The sequence below is a fragment of the Kribbella yunnanensis genome, from assembly GCF_039529655.1.
GTDB classification, from domain to species: domain Bacteria; phylum Actinomycetota; class Actinomycetes; order Propionibacteriales; family Kribbellaceae; genus Kribbella; species Kribbella yunnanensis.
On sequence record NZ_BAAANF010000017.1, the window covers coordinates 502610 to 519618 of the forward strand.

A 17009-nucleotide genomic window follows, 5' to 3' on the forward strand; every position below is an offset into this window, starting at 1 on the left:
GGTCGGACGTCGCTTGCTATGCGCACGGTGGGTCTGACCCTTGCTGCATGGCTGAGGACGAGCACGAGTGCCTGGACGACATGTACGGCGCCGAGGACGGGATGTCGTTAGGTGACGGCTACATCTGTGAGCGGTGTGGCGACTACGTCATGACGGGCGTGTCCCACGGGCCCGAGACGGAGGAAGGCTTTCCTCGGAAGCATCCGATTCGGCCCGATCCGCCGGGGTTCGTTGTGTACACGGTCGATGAGATCTTTGATCTCGCCGACCGTCCGGGTCTGCTGGTTTCGGGCCGGATCGGCGCCGGCCGGATCGCACCGGGGATGACGCTGTACACCTATCAGCGAACGCCGGTGCTGATCCTCGGCATCGAGTTCACCCCTGACCGAACCCGTACAACCCTGCTGATTTCCCGCACCGACCGCCGGCTGGTCCCGCCGACCTCAGTTCTGAGGTCCTGACCTCACGGCTTGGATTTGTGCCAGGCGAGGGCTCGGAGGAGGTCGTCGCGGAGGCGGTGGATGGTTGCGGCGACGCTCGGTGGGAGGGGTGGGAGGTTCTGACCGGCGTCGGCCACGGCGGTGCCTAGGTCGTCCCAGGTGAGCCAGGCGACGGTGTCGGGGATCGTGGCGGCCAGGTCTTCGGGTGTTGTGGTGAGGCCGGTGGTGCGGGCCAGGACGCTCTCGAGGTGGAGAGCGATCGCGGCTTCGATGGTGAGGCGGCCGTGGCCTTTGACGGGGAGCGGTGGGGGCTCGGGGGTGATGAGGAGGAGCAGCGGGCGGGATTGGCCGGCGTCCCGATGGACGCAGACGAACTCGCGGGACAGTTGCTCGGACTGGAAGGCGGACTTGCCCATGCCTTTGGCTTCGATCAGGACATGGCAGCTGGGCGTGACCAGGATGCCGTCTGGCTGGACGACGACACCGCCGGGTGACAGGCGGGACTCGTCGGGGAGCAACGTGATGGCTGCTTCCTCGGCTTCGGTCGCGACGAGTTCGCGGGTTTCGTCGGCGCCGTGGGCCTTGCGCAGAACGGCTGCGAGGAAGGTCGCGCGCGGCAGGTAGGACAGGGGCCCGAGGACCTCGGCTGTCAACACGTTCTCACGGCCGCGCCCACCTTGGCGGTAGCCGCGGACAAGTCTGCCTTCCCAGGAGATCTCTTCGAGGAGACGGCCCAGGATTGAGCTGTTGGAGAGCTCGTCAGGCATTCAGGACCGGTTTCGGAGGGCTTTGAGGTCGGCTTGGCAGCGGGCTTCTACTTCGGCCAGGTCCTGGAGGGTTTGTTCGAGGTCTTGGCGGCGTTGTTCGAGGTCGGCTCGGCGGGTGGTGATCTGGGCCAGGAGGTATTCGAGCTGGCCGGCTTCGCCGGGTTCGGCGTCGTACATGTCGACGATGGTGGCGATCTCGTCGAGGGAGAAGCCGAGACGTTTGCCGCGCAGGATGAGGCCTAGGCGGACGCGGTCCCGGGGGTGGTAGATGCGGACGGTGCCGCGGCGTTCGGGGGTGAGGAGGCCGCGGTCCTCGTAGAAGCGGATGGTGCGCAGGGTGACGTCGTACTCGGCGGCGAGTTCGGCGATCGTCCACGTTTCGGGCACCCGGATATTGTGCACCCGGCCCACTGTGCTTTACGTTTACGTAAGCGTCAAGTACAGAGGAGTTGGCATGTTCGAGTTGTCCGAGGAGCACCGCGAGTTCCGGCGCAGTGTGCGTGACTTCGCGGAGGCGGAGATCGTGCCGCACGCGGCGGAGTGGGATCGCAAGCACTACTTCCCGGTGGAGGTCGTGCAGAAGATGGGCAAGCTCGGGCTGTTCGGGCTGACCGCGCCGGAGGAGTACGGCGGTTCTGGCGGCGACTTCACCAGCCTGTGTGTGGCGATCGAGGAGATCAGCCGGGTCGACCAGTCGATGGGGATCACGCTCGAGGCCGCGGTGGGTCTCGGGATCAACCCGATCCTGACGTTCGGGTCCGAGGAGCAGAAGCAGCGGTGGCTGCCGGAGCTGGTGGCCGGGGAGAAGCTGGCCGGGTTCGGGCTGACCGAGGCGGATTCGGGGTCGGACGCGGGGGCGACGAAGACGCGGGCGACGCTGGAGAACGGCGAGTGGGTGATCGACGGGTCGAAGCAGTTCATCACGAACTCGGGCTCCACGATCACGTCGTGCGTGACGGTGACCGCACGGACAGGAACGCGGGAGAACGGTAAGCCGGAGATCTCCACGATCATCGTCCCGGCCGGAACGCCGGGGTTCGTGGCAGAACCGGCGTACGACAAGCTCGGCTGGCACGCCAGCGACACGCACCCGCTGGCGCTGACCGGCGTACGGGTGCCGGAGGCGAACCTGCTGGGGGAGCGCGGCAAGGGGTACGCGCAGTTCCTGGCGACGCTGGACGACGGGCGGGTGGCGATCGCCGCGGTCGCGCTCGGGTGTATCCGGGCCTGTCTGGACATGTCTGTTCAGTACGCCGGGGAGCGGCAGACGTTCGGTGGTCCGATCGGCCGTAAGCAGGGCGTCGCGTTCCAGATCGCTGACCTGAAGGTGATGGCCGAGGCAGCCGAGCTGCTGGTCTACAAGGCGGCCGCGCTGAAGGATGCGGGCGCGCCGATGCAGGAGTTCAAGCAGGCCGCGTCGGTGGCGAAGCTGTACGCGAGCGAGTCCGCGGTGACCGCGACCCGGATCGCGACCCAGGTCTTCGGCGGCTACGGCTTCATGGAGGAGTACCCGGTCACCCGGTTCTACCGCGACGCCAAGATCCTCGAGATCGGCGAGGGTACGTCGGAGGTCCAGCGCATGCTGATCGCCCGAGGCCTCGGCCTCCCAGTGGAATGATGGGCCCCATGACCCATGATCACTGGACTGAGGTCAAGGTCGCTCGCGAGGCGACTCTCGCACCACCCGAGAAGGCGGCGGCCAAGCTAGCGGCTCAGAACAAGCTGTACGTCCGCGACCGGATCGCGCTGCTTGTCGACGAGGGGAGTTTCGTCGAGGAGGCGCAGCTCGCCAACGCGCTGAACGCCGGTCTGCCGGCTGACGGCGTGGTCACCGGACGCGCGCTGGTCGACGGGCGGCCGGCGTTGATCGTGGCGAACGACCCGACCGTGAAGGCGGGCTCGTGGGGTGCGCGGACGGTCGAGAAGATCGTCCGGATCACCGAGATCGCGCTCCGCGACGAGCTGCCGATCTTCTGGCTGATCGACTCCGCGGGTGCGCGGATCACCGACCAGGTGCAGCTGTTCCCGGGCCGTCGCGGCGCCGGGCGGATCTTCCACAACCAGGTCGCGCTGTCCGGCAAGGTGCCGCAGATCTGCTGCCTGTTCGGCCCGTCCGCGGCCGGCGGTGCGTACATCCCGGCGTTCTGCGACCTGGTGATCATGGTCGACGGCAACGCGTCGATGTACCTGGGCTCACCGCGGATGGCCGAGATGGTCGTCGGCGAGAAGGTGACGCTGGAGGAGATGGGCGGCGCCCGGATGCACACCAGCGTGTCCGGCTGCGGTGACCTGCTCGCCTCCGACGACACCGAGGCGATCGAGCTGGCCAAGCAATACTTCTCGTACCTGCCCGGCTCGTGGCGGGCCCGGCCTCCGTCGTACGACGCCTCGGAGCCGGGTCGCGATTTCACCCGCGACCTGGTGCCGGTCGAGGAGAGTGTCGGGTTCGACATCCACGACGTGATCGACGCGATCACCGACGCGGACACGTTCTTCGAGATCAAGCCGGCGTACGCGCCGGAGCTGGTGGTCGGGTTCGGGCTACTGGCCGGCCAGGTGGTCGGGTTCGTGGCGAACCAGCCGGCGGTCAAGGGCGGCGTACTGTTCGTCGACTCCGCCGACAAGGCGGCCCGGTTCATCTGGTTGTGCGACGCCTTCAACGTGCCGCTGATCTACCTGTGCGACGTGCCCGGCTTCATGATCGGCAGCGAGGTCGAGCGAGCCGGCATCATCCGGCACGGCGCGAAGATGATCACCGCGGTGTCAGAGGCGACCGTCCCGACGGTCTCGGTGATCGTCCGCAAGGCGTACGGCGCCGGTCTGTACGCGATGTGCGGTCCCGGCTTCTCGCCGGATGCGTGTATCGCGCTGCCGACCGCGAAGATCGCGGTGATGGGCCCGGAGGCGGCGATCAATGCCGTGTACTACAACAAGATCCAGGAGATCTCTGACGAGACCGAGCGAGTCGAGTATGTCTCGAAACTCCGCGAGGAGTACGAGACGGACATCGACATCCTCCGCCTGGCCGCCGACCTGGTGATCGACGCGATCGTCGAACCGGAGGACCTACGCAACGACCTGATCGCCCGCCTCGGCGCCGCCCAGTCGAAGGACCGGCACTTCTCCACCAGACGGCACGGAGTCCCGCCGGTCTAGGGTAGAGGTGTGACCTTCGCAGAGCGGCTTCGGAATCGGCAGCAGCAGGTCGGGTACTGGGTGACGCTGGATGCGCCACCCGCTACCGAGCGGATCGCGCGGGCGGGCTATGACTACGTCGTACTGGACGGCCAGCACGGTCTGATCGGTTACCAGGGGCTGCTGAACGGACTGCTCGCTGTTGATGCCGGTGGGTCGACAGGGCTGGTGCGGGTGGAGGCTAACGACCCGACGCCGATCGGGCGTGCTCTCGACGCAGGTGCGTTCGGAGTCATCATTCCGCTGATCGATACGGCCGAGGACGTGGCGCGGGCGGTGCGGTCGGCTAAGTACCCGCCGCTTGGTAGGCGGTCGTTTGGGCCGATGCGGTCGGCACTGCGGATCAGTGCGGTGCCGGCGGAGGCCAACGAGACCACTGTTGTCCTGGCGATGATCGAGACCGCGCAGGCGCTCGAGAACGTTGCCGAGATCTGTGCGACGCCCGGACTGGACGGTCTGTACGTCGGTCCGGCCGACCTGGCGCTGTCGCTCGGTGCGCGCTACCCGGGGGACCCTGAGATCGCCGGTCCGTTCGAGGAGGCGCTCGCACTGATCGCCAAGACTGCGACGGCCGCTGGAATAGCGGTTGGCATCCACACGTTCGACGGTGAGAACGCCAGACTGCGTCTGGAGCAGGGATACACGTTCGCCACGGTCTCCTCTGACCTCAGTCACCTGGAGGCCGTCGCGGCTGAGCATCTACGGATTGCGCGCAGCTAGTCAGGTAGGAGGCCGGGATGAGAGCACCCGAGCGCGGTGCGTTGCCGCGAGGACTCGCAGGCACGCTGGGCCGGGCGTACGGGCGGCTCACCGAGACGGTGCAGGGTCTGAGCACCGCTGACTTCGCCCGCGAGACCAGATGCTCCGGTATGCCGGTCGGTCCGCTGCTGGTGCATGTCCTGTACGACGCTCAGCGCGCCCTGATCGCTTTTGCCAGCCCTGCCGTGGCTGACCCGGACCGCGACTTTGTCAGCTACTGGCGTGACTTCCCGCCGGGTTCGGACGAGGACACGAGTTTCGTGCGCGGTGTGGCGGCGGCGTACCGGAAGCCCGGCGTACTGGTCCAGCACTGGCGTGAGGTGTCGGAGGCCGCCGTACGGGCTGCTGCGGTCGCTGAGGGCCGTGTCGAGACGCAGGGGCATGTGCTGGACGTAAGGGACTTCATCGCGACGCTGGTGTTGGAGGCGACGGTTCACCACCTCGATCTGACACTGAACCTTCCCGACGCACCAGAGCCCGATCCTGAGGCGCTCCGCGTCACCGCGCGCACGCTGGACGGCCTGTTCGGACCTGAGGCGTGGGACGTGATCGATTGGGACACCACGACGTACGTGCTCAAGGGCACCGGCCGGCTGCCGCTGGATGACTCAGACCTCGACATGCTCGGTCAGCACGCAGACCGGCTGCCGCTACTGGGGTAGCACTCCAGCGAACGGGTCCTCGAGCTCCTTCCAGTCCAGACTGGCCAGCTCGGACTCCGTGAGCAGACAGGCGTCCAGAATCGACTGCAGACGTGCGGGGTCAAGTCCCATGCCAGTAGCGACCACCGTGCACTCAGCTAGGTGCTCAGTGTCCGACCACTCGCCCAGTGTGCCGAGCGAGGCGCTGTAACCGGCAGACTCCCAACGCACGCGCTGCGTGGGCCGATTCGCCAGCCACACCACGCCTCTGCTCCGTACGACGTTGTCGACGATGTCCTCGAGGGCTTCGTTCAACCGGGCGGGGTGCAGCGGCCGGGTCGACCGCCAGAGCACGGTGGTCACGCCCTCACCGCTCGGCTGCACCTGGTCGGACGCAGCCAGGTCGCCGGCCCACGACTCCGCGGCCGCGAAGTTGAACAGCCCAGTCCGCGCCACCGGACCATCCGGTACGCCGCTCGCGTCAGCCATCACCACTGTGGTTCGCGGGTTCAGGTGCAGCAGTAGGTTGTGCAGCCGGTCCGGCGCCTTGCTGCGATGAGCGTTGGCCAGCACGCAGACGTCGGCGTACTCGATCTGTCGTGCGGTCAGCTCGGCCACGTTCCGCCGGTCCGGTAGTCCGAGTGCCAGACCGCGTTCGTCGAGCAGTTCGTCTCCGGACAGCTGCTCCACCAGCAGTACGGCGTCGACTACGCAGGTGACCGTGTCGACGGTGATCTCCGGCAGCAGGGCGACCAGGGTGGACGCCAGCGGACGCGCCTCCATGGCTGGGGGAGCGGACAGTACGACGTGGTCCCAGTGCTGCCGCGCGACCAGGGTCTCCAGCAGTGGCATCAGGGACTCGATCAGCTGGCAGGCGCCGCAGTCGTCGCCGACGGTGAATTCACCGGCGTCGATCGGACCGGCTGCGTCGAGCACGCGCCAGGTGAGCACACCGCGGTCGGCGAGGTCGTCCTGATCGACCACCACGGCCACCGTGGTCGCGTCCAGCATCGCGTCGAGAACGGGCTGCCGGAGCGTCGTGGACAGCCCGACCAGTAGGGACAGAGGAGTCTTCGGATGGGCGGTCATGGCAGGAGTATATGAAAACGGTTTTCATCAGTCCAGAGCTGGGGTGGGCCGACTTTCCCGCCAGGACGGGAAATTTCCCGCCTTCCCGCGAAATCGCTCCGCCCTGCGTGTTAACAGTTAAGCGTCCAGGCTCTGGTCACCCAGGCCGCTCGTGCTTAAGGTCGCGAGCATGGGCGAGCGCGAGTTTGCCGAGGTGCTGCGCGCGGCCATCCAGGCGCGCGGACTCGGCCTGGAGCGGATCCGCGAGCGGCTGCTGGTGCAGGGTGTGTCGGTCAGCATGGCCACCTTGAGCTACTGGCAGTCCGGCCGGTCACGCCCGGAGCGCCGGGACTCGCTGGCCGCGGTCGCACTGCTGGAGGAGGTGCTGGAGGTCCCCGCCGGCTACCTGTCCGCCTCACTGGGGCCACCGCGCCCGCGTGGTCGCTGGCTGAGCACTGTGCCTGATCGACCCGACGTAGCGGCGTACTGGCCTCGTCCTGGCGCGGTCGAAGCGGCGGTGCGCGAGGTGGACATCCGCTGGGATGAGCGGCTGACCCGCATCAGCCAGCACGACCGGGTGTTCATCGGTGCGGATCGCGGTGAGCGTTCGTATCACTCACGGCAGGTGCTGCGTGCTGAGGCGGCCGGGCCGGACAGGTGGGTGGTGATCATGCATCTGGACGAGCATGACCGGCCGCTGCCGGACATCTGGCCGCTCCGGCACTGCTCGCTTGGCCGGACAGTACGGCGTCCTGAGGACGGACTGCTCGTTGCCGAACTGCTCTTCGACCGCCCGCTGCGCAAGGGCGAGACGGTGATCACCGAGCACGAGCTGGTGAACGTGGCGCCCTATCCACCGGCGACGAACTACGAGCGCAAGTTCCGGTTGCCGGTGCGCGAGTTCGTGCTGGAGGTCTGCTTCGACCCGGACATGCTTCCGGCTGCCTGTACGGCGTTCTCGCAGCTCGACGAGGGTGCGGAGCAGGCGCGTGCGGTCGACGTCGCGCCTGAGGTGCACGACGTCGTACTGAATTTCGGGCCCGGTCGGCACGGCTTCCGGTGGAGCTGGGAGTGAACTGTTAACGCCGGAAACTTAACTGTGAAAGGCGTTCCGGCGATTTTCACCTGCTGGTCACCCTCCTAGGTTCGGTGCACCGTCCCAATCGGAGGAGTGCACCATGCGAACGAGATTCACCGCGATCCTGCTGCTCGGTGGCAGCCTGGTCGTCCTGCCGGCCCAATCGAACGCGGCGCCGCCCGAACCGCATCAGGTCTCGGAGGGGCTCGCGTCGAGTGCCGGCCAGGCCGGTCGCTGGATCGAAAACGGCCGCCTGACGGTCGCCGTGACCAGTGATGCGGCCGCCGCGCAGGTCCGTGCCGCCGGGGCCAACCCGAAGTACGTCACCCGCAGCCAGCAGCAGCTGGACGGGTTGCTGGCCAAGGTCGACCAGATCGCCCGCAGCCAGAACAACCTGCGCAGCTGGGGAATCGACCCGGTGACGAACCAGGTCGTGGTCAAGGCGCGTGGGGGCAGCGATGCGTTCCGCGGACTGGACGGCGTACGGGTGGAGTCTGTGGCGACGACGTTCCACCAGCAGGCCGGCGAAGTGAACCCGGGTGACGGGTGGTGGCCGGGCAGCGAGACCTACTGCTCCGTCGGCTTCCCGGCAACGGATGCCCAGGGCAACAAGCACTTCCTGACCGCGGGGCACTGCACCAACGATGCGAACCAGGCGGCGTACGGCGCTAGTGGGCAGTCCAACCGGCTTGGTACGTCGAACGTCGGTGGTAGCCGCAGTGTGAACGCGCGCGAGGGCGACATGGGTGTCGTCGCGGTCACCGAAGCCGGCTGGACAATCTCGCCGAACGTCAACACCTACGGCTCGCCCGCCGTCACGGTGACGGGTGCTGCCGAGGCGATCGTCGGCGACACGGTCTGCCACTCCGGCAACACCGCGCCGAACTGGGAGTGCGGCACGGTCAGTGCGGTCAACCAGACCATCGACTATGGCAACACTGTGGTTGAGGGACTGACGCTGACGTCCGCCTGTTCCGAGGGTGGTGACTCCGGTGGTGGCTGGTTGCGCGGCGACAAGGCCGTCGGTCTGCACTCCGGTGGGAACTCGACCTGTCAGCAAGGCGACACGGACAACTCGATCTTCCAGCCGGTCTCCGAGGCGCTCGCGAAGTGGAACCTGACCCTGCTCACCGGGACCGGTAACCCCGACCCGGAGCCGGACCCAGGTGGGCGGACCTTCGCCAACCCGACGGACTACCCGATCCGCGACTTCCAGACCACGATCAGCACGGTCAAGTCGACCGCGACCGGCCGCACCACGAGCCCGGTCAAGGTGAAGGTCGAGGGCAACCACACCTGCCTCGAGGACCTCAATATCAGCCTCGTCTCCCCGAGCGGCCGCTGGTACTACCTGCAGCGCAGCGGTGGATTCAGCTGCCACCCGCTGCCGGCCAGCAAGACGTACGACGTCACTGCCAACGAGACCGCGGCCGGCACCTGGACCCTCCGCATCGGCGACAACGGCCCCGGCGACACCGGCACCCTCACCAACTGGTCGATCACCCTCTAACCCCCACCCCCACCCCCCTCGCCCCGCGCCCCCACCCCCCAAAGGTGGGCGCGCTGCTCTTTGTGCACCCCACTCATCTTTGGGAACCCACCAACCACTTCGAGACCGCGAAAATGGTTGGTGGGTGCACAAAGTTGGATCTCGTGCACAAAGAGCAGGCGACCCACCTTTGGGCACGAGGGGGGGCGGCGGGCGGTGCTCTCGGCATTCTGTGCGCACTCTGGTGGCATTCCTTGCGCACTGTTCTGGCACAAAGGGGAAATCGGGCTTGGTAAGCGCTTTTCATCGGCTAGCCTGCCCAGCATGTTGACGCACCGTCGCGGGAGCTTGGCGCTGGTTGTCGTGCTGATCCTCGGGATCGCCGGCGCCGGGTTCGTCGTGCTGGCCTCGGCGGGCGGTTCGGTGCGGCCGGTCAGCGACAGCACCTTGTCGCCGAAGCCGGCGCCGACGGTGACCCGGACCATCACGGCGCCGACGATGCCGTCCTTCTCGGAGAAGACCGGACCGCCGGCCAAGTCCCGGGAGGCGCCGGCCTGGATCCAGAGTCTCTTCGCGGCCCTGTTCTGGCTGGCCGGCGCGGCCTTGCTCGTGTTCATCGCGCTGCTGATCTACCGGGTCATCCGGCGCGTGCAGTTGCCTGTCGTGACCGAGTCCGAACCGGACTGGGAGCGGATCGCCGCGGAGAAGCTTGCGGAGGCGGTCGACACCGGCCTGGCCGCGATCGATTCGGGTCGGGCGACCGATGCGGTGATCGCTTGCTGGGTGGCGTTGGAGCAAGCGGCGGCATCGGCCGGAGTTGCGCGGGAGGCGTCCGAGACGCCGGCTGAGTTCACTGTGCGCGTGCTTGGCGTGGGCGGGATCTCCGAGCCGCATCTGATCCGGCTGGGCGAGCTGTACCGCGAGGCTCGCTATTCGACCCATGGTTCCAGTGAGGACTCCCGGGCCGAGGCTCGAGCGGCACTGCTCCGGCTGCGGGACGACCTGGCCGCGGCTCAGGCCGATCAGCGCGTCGGTGCCGTGGCAGCTCCGTCGGACGGCGGGGAGGTGCGCGGATGACGTCGTACAAGTGGACTCCGCTGGACGAGGATGAGCGTCCGGTGCAGAAGCCGACGATTCGCTCGATGCGGCTGAACAAGGTGCTGGTGCAGCACGTCGGTTTCACCGTCGTGGCGAGCTTGCTGCTGGTGGGCGCGTTCGGCGCGGCCGGGATGGCGCCGCGGCCGCTGTGGTTCGTGGCCGCTGCCTTGGCGATCGGCTTCGGGTCGGTGGCGTTGCGGCAGTTGGGCCCGCAAATGCTGGAGACCAACTGGCCCGCGCGGCACGACGAGGAGCTCGCGGCGGCACGGGCACACAGCAATGACAACCGGACGCAGTTCATCGCGACGTGGTTGCAGGAGTCGAGCCGCGAGCGCCGGAACGGCGAAGGCTCGTTCACGTTCGCCCGACGGATCCAGCCGCTGTTGCTGGAGCTGACCGTCGACCGGCTCGTGCACCGGCACGGGATCGATCCCGACCTCGACCCGGACCGCGCCCGGGCCCTCGTCGGCGAGCAAGTGTGGGACCTGATCACCTCCGACGACAAACGCATCGCGACCCTCGCCGAGATCGAGGCCGCGATCCAGACCATCGAGAACCTGTGAGGAACCGTGACCGATTCCGAAACCCGACCCGTCGACGTCATCAGTCCAGGCAGCCGGGAGCTCGGGCTGGCGGAGGTCTCCGACCTCAGCCGGCGGGTGCTGGAGCGGGTCGGCCAGGCAGTCGTCGGTAAGGGCGAGGCGCTCGAGCTGGTCCTGGCGGGGATCCTGGCCGGTGGACATGTGCTGCTGGAGGACTATCCGGGGCTGGCGAAGACGCTGGCGGCGCGATCGTTCGCGCAGGCGCTGGGGCTGGAGTTCCGGCGCGTGCAGTTCACGCCGGACCTGCTGCCGTCCGATGTGACCGGTGCGTTCGTCTACGACCAGAAGGAGTCGGAGTTCGTCTTCCGGCCGGGGCCGATCTTCACCGGCCTGCTGCTGGCCGACGAGATCAACCGGACCCCACCGAAGACCCAGGCCGCGCTGCTGGAGTCGATGCAGGAGCACCAGGTCACGGTCGAGGGGCAGACCTTCCCGCTGCCGGTTCCGTTCCACGTGCTCGCCACGGCGAACCCGGTGGAGTACGAGGGCACGTATCCGCTACCCGAGGCGCAGCTCGACCGCTTCATGCTGCGGATCGGCTTCGGCTACCCGACCGCCGCCGAGGAGTGGGAGGTGCTGCGGCGCCGCATGAGTCGCCGGACCGAGGACCAGAGGGTCGAGGCCGTCACGGACGCTGCCGGTCTGCTCGCCGCGCAGCAGGCCGTTGAGACTGTCACCGTCGACGACACCGTCGGGCAGTACTGCGTTGACCTGGCCGCGGCGACCCGGCGTGACTCGCAGGTGCTGGTTGGTGCGTCACCACGTGGTTCGCTGGCGCTGCTGCTGACCGCCCGGGCGTATGCAGTGATCCAGGGGCGCGATTACGTCGTACCGGAGGATGTGAAGGCGGTTGCGGTGCCTGCGCTCGCGCATCGGATCACCGTGCGGCCGGAGCTGTGGCTGCACGACGTGACCGGGGCGACGGTGGTTCGGGCTGTGCTCGGGGCCGTGCCGACGCCGCCCACTGTTGTCGGCGCAGGTCGTTGAGACGCGCCATGTCCGGGGGATTCGGATCATCCTGCGCGGTTGAATCATGAAGTGGCAGCCCACGCACGCGCACGTCCGCGTGATCGTGGTCGCCGCGGTGCTGCTCGTCATCGCTGTCCTGGCGCGACGACCGGATGCTGCGGTGTTCGGGTTGCCACTGGCGTTCGTCGCGGTGTGGGGTCGGTTCTTCCGGCCGCGTGCCGAGCCTGAGGTGCACACCGAGCTGGATGCCGATGTGCTGTTCGAGGGCCAGGCAACGACGTACCGGCTGCGCGTCGAGGGGACGGTGGATCCGGAGATCGATCTGGTCGTTGCCGCGTTGCCGCGATCCAAGTGGTTCGAGTACTCACCTCGTCAGGCGGCCGTCGCTGAGCCTGCCGGCCGGCACACGGACTCGGATGGGGTGGCGCTGGAGGTTGGGGTCCGCGCCAAGCGATGGGGGTTGCGGGCCTTGGAGAAGCCGACAGTCGTGGCTACGTCGGTGCTGGGGGCTTATCGGATCCGGTTGACGTCGGCTGGTGCGTCGACGGTGACGACGTTGCCGTTGCGCGAAGGTTTCGAGGCGGTGGACGCGATGCCGCGGCCGGCTGGGCTGGTCGGTCTGCATCGGTCGCGGCGGCCGGGCGAAGGGACGGAGCTGGCCGGGGTCCGGCCGTTCCGGACCGGCGACCGGTTGCGGCGGATCAACTGGTCGGTCTCGGCACGAACCCGCGAGCTGCACGTCACCTCGACCTGGTCGGATCGCGACACTGAGGTGGTGATCCTGCTCGACACCGGTGGCGAGATCGGGATCAGTGAAGGAATCGACGGCCGGTCGAGCAGTCTGGACACGGCAGTCCGCGCGGCTGCCTCGATCGCGGAGCACTACCTGCGGCACGGCGACCGGGTCCGCCTGGTCGACACCGGGAACCTGGTGCGCGGGGTTCGCTCCGGCAGCGGACGCGGTCACCTCCGCCGGATCCTCGACGCACTCGTGCACGCCGACCGCCGAGGCCGCCAGCCGGACCAGGACCAACTAGCCCAGCGGAACCGCATCAAGTCCGACAGCCTCGTCCTGGTGCTGAGCCCACTCCTCCGTCAGGTCGTCCTCGGCTATGTCGTCACGCTCGTGCACTCCGGCTGCACAGTCATCGCCGTAGACACGCTGCCCCCGGATGTCGCCTCGGTCATCGACCTCGACGAACACGACCAACGTTCCTGGCCGCTCGCCTGGCGCCTACGTCTCCTCGAACGCCGCCGCGAGCTGGACCGCCTCGGCGACCTAGGTGTCCCCACCGTCCCCTGGCGAGGCTCCGGCACCCTCGACGAAGTCCTCCGAGACGCCGCCCGCCTAGCCTCCGCCCCCAGGATGCGCTCGTGACCACTGCCGAGAAGTTGACCCTGTGGTTGGCGCAGCTACGCGACACCGGCCGCGGCGTACTGGTGGCACGACTCGTGATCGCCGCCGCTGGCGCACTGGCGATCGCGATCCCGGGGACCGCCGCATGGGACCAACTCGACCTCATCCCACTCGTGGCAATTCCGTTGCTCGCGGCAACTGTCATCCTCCCCGACTCGCTGGCCGGTGTGGTGTTGTTGCTGACGGTCACGCTCGGCTGGCTCATCCGGGCGCCAGCCGAGCTCAGCTGGCAACTGGTGCTGACCGCGATCGCGGTGGTGGTGACCCACCTGGCAACCGCGTTCGCCGCGCAACTGCCGTCGTACGTCCGGGTCGAGCGTCGCGCCGTACGCCGCTGGGTCGTGCCGGGAGCGATCGCGCTGATCATCGCCCCACTGGTCGCTATCGCCGCAGCCCTTGTGAAGGGTGCCGACGTACCGGGCTCCCTGCTCGTCACAGTCGGCGCACTAGTCCTGGCCACCATCACCATCTGGTTCGCCGCCGGCCAACGCCTGGGCCGCGACTGAACTGACCCCGGTTGTTTGGTCCGGCTGGCGGCTCGCTCGGATGCGGCCGGGGATCTACGGCGGTGGTTGCTCGCCGCGGCGGCCGGCTTACAGAGGGGGTGTGGCTGGGCGAGCCTGTGTCTGAGCGGGATGGCGAGGTCGGCGGCCAGAGGTGAAGGTTGCCTGGGGCTGACGGGCTTTGGTTGCGGTTGAAGAAGAGGTCGCCATCCAGGTGCCGTCGCGGGTGGTTCGGCCGGTGTGGGGAATGTGTTGGGCCTGAGCGGGCCAATATGTACCCCACGCTCCGTCTCCGGAGGCGAGTCGGCCTCCGGCGAGGGTTCGCGGAAGGTCACTGCCGCTCTGCAGCCACGGAGAGACAGTAAGCATCCGCCAAGCGCCGTTTCGCCTTTGGTTGCTGGTGTTTGGGGCAACTATTCGTCACCTGCGGGCACATTTTCCACACAGCTCCCGTACGGCAACCGAAGCCCGTCAACCCCAGGCAACGTGCACGCGGTCGCGGCCTCGCCATCCACCTCAGCCATCGGATCGCCCAGCCGTGCTGCTTTTTAGTCGGCCGGAGCGGTGAGCAACCATCCACGTACGTCGCCGGCCGAGCCTGCGTCGGGCTAGTTGGGGTTGATGGTGAAGGTGGTGGTGATTTCGTCGGCCCAGGGGGCGGGGTGGGGGTTGGGGCCTAGGACTTGCATGGCGGACATGACGGTGAGGAGCATGCCGGTGCTGAGGAACTCTCGGGCTTCCAGGGGAGTGGCGCCGGTGAGGTCCCGGATCAGGTGGTAGATGCTGCCGAAGCCTTCGCGGACGCAGTCGCCGATGTCGGGGTCGGCGCTGGCGGAGAAGCCTTGGAGGAGGACCAGGAGGAGTTCGCGTTCCTCGGACATTTTTTCGTAGCCGCGGGCGAGGCTGGCGAGGTCGGGGGATTCGGCGGCGGCGTCGCGGAAGACTTGTTCGACGCGGGCGCAGACCCAGCGGACCGAGGCCAGGAAGAGTTGCTGTTTGGTGCCGAAGAGCCGGATGACGTACGGCTGGGAGACGCCGGCCAGGCGGGCGATCTCGTCGGTCTTGGTGCCTTGGTAGCCCGAGGTGGCGAAGGCCACGACGGCGGCCCGCAGCACCTCCTCGCCGCGCTCGGCGGCGGTCAGCCGTACTCTCGTCATCCGGTCCTCCTCAATCAGTGAGCGATCACCCCACCAGTGATGTTATCAGTCAATGCATACAACGTGGGTCAGCGGTGCCGATCGAGGTACTGCGCCTGGTACAGCGACGGCGGGACCAACCCGGTGCGGTTCGCGCCCTCGATGTAGCCGGCGGGTTGGGTGAAAGGGCCGTCGCCGGTGATGATGCCGTGGCAGCCGATCGCGTAGTTCTGGGCGGTCGGCGGCTTCTGTACGACGAGTTTGGTCGTGCCGGTGTCGCAGTTCCAGCCGACCGAGTGGGAGGTCGCCCAGCCGTGGCCGGTGCCGTAGTCGCCGCGGTTGTAGATGCCGAGGGTGAGATCGACCTTCGGGGCGACCTCGCGATGGTTGTCCCAGAGCAGGCCCTGACTCCACCGCCGGTGGCCCTCACTCGAGGCGAGTGCACCCTCCGACGTACCGCGCAGGAACACGATGCCTGAAGCGCTGCTCGCGCCATTCGAGATGAACGCGTGCCGCGCCTTGCTGGCGTAGCAGTCCACGAACAGCACCTGCTGTGAGAACGACTCGCAGTTGAAGTTGTAGCGCAGTCCGCCGGTGATCACCGAGGCCGGATCCAGTGCCCGGCAGTTTCGTACCGTCACCCGTGTCGCCTCGGTCGTCTCGACACCGGCCTTCGCGAAGTGCAGGAAGGTGCTGTCCCGCACCCACGCATCCTCGACCTGCCGGACCTTCACGCCGACCCACGCGTGCGCCTCATCGACATCCGGATCGCCCGCGAACTGGATGTCGATCCGCAGACTCTCCACGCCGACGCCGGTCACCAGGCCGGCGCGGTCCCAGACGTACAGGTAGGACTGCGAGCGGGCGCGTCGCATGTGCTCGAAGATCGGTACGTCGACTGTCACGGTGTTGCCGCGGATCGAGCGGATGAAGCGGTTGTACGTGATCGGCTGGCTGTCGACCGTCCAGCCGGCGTCCTTCGCCGTACCGCCGTGGTCGACGGAAGCGAGCCAAGCCTCCGTGCATGGGTGGATCAGCACGATGTTGTCGCCACGCTTCAACCCGCTCGCGTCGGCGACGTCGAACGAGCGCGACCCGACCTGCACCCAGTCGCTGGTGATGTCGGTCCGCGTTCCGGCGACCTCACCGCGCCAGCCGGTGCTGACCGACCCACCTAGTACGACGACATCGCGCGATACCGGGGTGTTGCCGGTTGCCTGAATCACGGTGTTCTTGGCTGGATCCGCCCCGTCGCCGGAGCCACGCAGTACGACGCCGGAGCGGTTCACGCGCAGTGTTCCGGCGACCGGGTAGATGCCGGGGGCGAGCAGTAGCGCGCCGCGGAAGCCGTTGCGGTCGGGGGTGCGCAGGCCGACCTCGTCGATCGCGGCTTGCAGATGTGCGGTGTTGTCGCCCTCGATCGGCTGCACGGTCTTGACGGTGCGGACGTGCGGAATCGGGCTGTCGCCGTTCCGGTAGCCCGCGTGGCTGAAGTCGGGGATCCGGTTGCCCTCGTCGTCGGCGGTGTAGACCAGCCGGTACTTCGAGTCGTACCGGACCCGCTCGGACTGCCAAAGCCGGCCGGTGGGCGACGCGCCGGCCTGACCGATACCGAGGGAACCGAGGGCGGCCGCTCCGACCGCTGCTCCTCCGGCTCCGAGCACGCTGCGTCGACTGAAGAGGTTCGTCATCGAGCACCTATCTCTTGGCGGAATCAGAACTGCCTGATGGCGGAATCAGGTGGCCATCATGCGGTCACGCGGCGGTCTTGGCAAGCGCTTACCAGAACTGTAGGAACAAATTCCCGCCAGGCGGAACTCGGCCGCCCCAATGGACCGGGTTGACAA

At 67.8% G+C, this 17009-nt stretch carries 17 protein-coding genes; 12 read left to right on the plus strand and 5 right to left on the minus strand.

The window, feature by feature from the left end; all coding sequences use genetic code 11:
• The first annotated feature begins 47 nt into the window (after positions 1-47).
• Entirely contained in the window at positions 48-461 is a 414-nt protein-coding gene (locus ABD231_RS25745; RefSeq protein WP_344157104.1) for a hypothetical protein, read from the plus strand.
• Positions 462-463: 2 nt separating this feature from the next.
• Here the strand turns inward: ABD231_RS25745 and ABD231_RS25750 are convergent, their stop codons facing one another.
• Together ABD231_RS25750 and ABD231_RS25755 are read right to left on the minus strand one after the other, a co-directional pair.
• A complete protein-coding gene (locus tag ABD231_RS25750) occupies positions 464-1207 on the minus strand; it encodes a hypothetical protein (protein ID WP_344157107.1) in 744 nt (247 codons plus the stop codon).
• Positions 1208-1594 (minus strand): MerR family transcriptional regulator, encoded by a 387-nt coding sequence (locus ABD231_RS25755; RefSeq protein ID WP_344157110.1) that lies wholly within the window; start codon positions 1592-1594, stop codon positions 1208-1210. It abuts the gene before it with no gap.
• Between the two features lie 67 nt (positions 1595-1661).
• Here ABD231_RS25755 and ABD231_RS25760 point away from each other — a divergent pair, with 67 nt between their 5' ends.
• The 4 genes from ABD231_RS25760 to ABD231_RS25775 are packed head-to-tail and all read left to right on the plus strand — an operon-like array spanning position 1662 to position 5823.
• Positions 1662-2825 (plus strand): acyl-CoA dehydrogenase family protein, encoded by a 1164-nt coding sequence (locus ABD231_RS25760; RefSeq protein ID WP_344157114.1) that lies wholly within the window; start codon positions 1662-1664, stop codon positions 2823-2825.
• 8 nt (positions 2826-2833) lie between these two features.
• Positions 2834-4363 carry an acyl-CoA carboxylase subunit beta gene (locus ABD231_RS25765; protein ID WP_344157117.1) on the plus strand — a complete coding sequence of 510 codons (1530 nt, stop codon included), beginning with the start codon at positions 2834-2836 and terminating at the stop codon, positions 4361-4363.
• A 9-nt stretch (positions 4364-4372) separates the two neighbouring features.
• Positions 4373-5122: an HpcH/HpaI aldolase family protein gene (locus tag ABD231_RS25770; RefSeq protein WP_344157120.1), complete on the plus strand. Its 750-nt coding sequence runs from the start codon at positions 4373-4375 to the stop codon at positions 5120-5122.
• A 17-nt stretch (positions 5123-5139) separates the two neighbouring features.
• A complete protein-coding gene (locus ABD231_RS25775; protein WP_344157123.1) occupies positions 5140-5823 on the plus strand; it encodes a maleylpyruvate isomerase N-terminal domain-containing protein in 684 nt (227 codons plus the stop codon).
• On the opposite strand, the gene ABD231_RS25780 is transcribed toward ABD231_RS25775, so the two are convergent.
• Positions 5812-6891 carry a CobW family GTP-binding protein gene (locus ABD231_RS25780; RefSeq protein ID WP_344157126.1) on the minus strand — a complete coding sequence of 360 codons (1080 nt, stop codon included), beginning with the start codon at positions 6889-6891 and terminating at the stop codon, positions 5812-5814. The genes ABD231_RS25775 and ABD231_RS25780 overlap by 12 nt on opposite strands.
• 169 nt (positions 6892-7060) lie before the next feature.
• Between ABD231_RS25780 and ABD231_RS25785 the strand changes: the two genes are divergently transcribed.
• The 7 genes from ABD231_RS25785 to ABD231_RS25815 all read left to right on the plus strand — a co-directional run bounded on the left by ABD231_RS25785 (position 7061) and on the right by ABD231_RS25815 (position 14029).
• On the plus strand, positions 7061-7945 hold the full coding sequence (locus ABD231_RS25785) for a helix-turn-helix domain-containing protein (protein ID WP_344157129.1): 885 nt from the start codon (positions 7061-7063) through the stop codon (positions 7943-7945).
• Between the two features lie 103 nt (positions 7946-8048).
• Positions 8049-9458 (plus strand): proprotein convertase P-domain-containing protein, encoded by a 1410-nt coding sequence (locus ABD231_RS25790; RefSeq protein WP_344157132.1) that lies wholly within the window; start codon positions 8049-8051, stop codon positions 9456-9458.
• A 303-nt stretch (positions 9459-9761) separates the two neighbouring features.
• On the plus strand, positions 9762-10514 hold the full coding sequence (locus ABD231_RS25795) for a DUF4129 domain-containing protein (protein ID WP_344157135.1): 753 nt from the start codon (positions 9762-9764) through the stop codon (positions 10512-10514).
• Positions 10511-11098: a hypothetical protein gene (locus tag ABD231_RS25800; protein ID WP_344157138.1), complete on the plus strand. Its 588-nt coding sequence runs from the start codon at positions 10511-10513 to the stop codon at positions 11096-11098. Before ABD231_RS25795 ends, ABD231_RS25800 begins: the two co-directional genes overlap by 4 nt.
• Before the next feature lie 6 nt (positions 11099-11104).
• Positions 11105-12124, plus strand: coding sequence for an AAA family ATPase (locus tag ABD231_RS25805; RefSeq protein WP_425554206.1), 1020 nt, complete (start codon positions 11105-11107; stop codon positions 12122-12124).
• Between the two features lie 46 nt (positions 12125-12170).
• Entirely contained in the window at positions 12171-13484 is a 1314-nt protein-coding gene (locus ABD231_RS25810; protein WP_344157141.1) for a DUF58 domain-containing protein, read from the plus strand.
• Positions 13481-14029: a hypothetical protein gene (locus ABD231_RS25815; protein WP_344157144.1), complete on the plus strand. Its 549-nt coding sequence runs from the start codon at positions 13481-13483 to the stop codon at positions 14027-14029. Before ABD231_RS25810 ends, ABD231_RS25815 begins: the two co-directional genes overlap by 4 nt.
• Positions 14030-14634: 605 nt before the next feature.
• Here the strand turns inward: ABD231_RS25815 and ABD231_RS25820 are convergent.
• On the minus strand, positions 14635-15183 hold the full coding sequence (locus tag ABD231_RS25820; protein WP_344157147.1) for a TetR/AcrR family transcriptional regulator: 549 nt from the start codon (positions 15181-15183) through the stop codon (positions 14635-14637).
• A 68-nt stretch (positions 15184-15251) separates the two neighbouring features.
• The gene (locus ABD231_RS25825) at positions 15252-16853 is read right to left on the minus strand and encodes a hypothetical protein (protein WP_344157150.1); all 1602 of its coding nucleotides are present in this window, start codon (positions 16851-16853) and stop codon (positions 15252-15254) included.
• Positions 16854-17009 lie beyond the last annotated feature (156 nt).

Excerpts from the sequence above, each read along its gene's own strand:
- ABD231_RS25745 (WP_344157104.1), top strand. The coding sequence starts at position 48 with ATGGCTGAGGACGAGCACGAGTGCCTGGACGACATGTACGGCGCCGAG.
- ABD231_RS25750 (WP_344157107.1), bottom strand. The coding sequence starts at position 1,207 with ATGCCTGACGAGCTCTCCAACAGCTCAATCCTGGGCCGTCTCCTCGAA.
- ABD231_RS25760 (WP_344157114.1), top strand. The coding sequence starts at position 1,662 with ATGTTCGAGTTGTCCGAGGAGCACCGCGAGTTCCGGCGCAGTGTGCGT.
- ABD231_RS25765 (WP_344157117.1), top strand. The coding sequence starts at position 2,834 with ATGACCCATGATCACTGGACTGAGGTCAAGGTCGCTCGCGAGGCGACT.
- ABD231_RS25775 (WP_344157123.1), top strand. The coding sequence starts at position 5,140 with ATGAGAGCACCCGAGCGCGGTGCGTTGCCGCGAGGACTCGCAGGCACG.
- ABD231_RS25780 (WP_344157126.1), bottom strand. The coding sequence starts at position 6,891 with ATGACCGCCCATCCGAAGACTCCTCTGTCCCTACTGGTCGGGCTGTCC.
- ABD231_RS25785 (WP_344157129.1), top strand. The coding sequence starts at position 7,061 with ATGGGCGAGCGCGAGTTTGCCGAGGTGCTGCGCGCGGCCATCCAGGCG.
- ABD231_RS25790 (WP_344157132.1), top strand. The coding sequence starts at position 8,049 with ATGCGAACGAGATTCACCGCGATCCTGCTGCTCGGTGGCAGCCTGGTC.
- ABD231_RS25795 (WP_344157135.1), top strand. The coding sequence starts at position 9,762 with ATGTTGACGCACCGTCGCGGGAGCTTGGCGCTGGTTGTCGTGCTGATC.
- ABD231_RS25800 (WP_344157138.1), top strand. The coding sequence starts at position 10,511 with ATGACGTCGTACAAGTGGACTCCGCTGGACGAGGATGAGCGTCCGGTG.
- ABD231_RS25810 (WP_344157141.1), top strand. The coding sequence starts at position 12,171 with ATGAAGTGGCAGCCCACGCACGCGCACGTCCGCGTGATCGTGGTCGCC.
- ABD231_RS25820 (WP_344157147.1), bottom strand. The coding sequence starts at position 15,183 with ATGACGAGAGTACGGCTGACCGCCGCCGAGCGCGGCGAGGAGGTGCTG.
- ABD231_RS25825 (WP_344157150.1), bottom strand. The coding sequence starts at position 16,853 with ATGACGAACCTCTTCAGTCGACGCAGCGTGCTCGGAGCCGGAGGAGCA.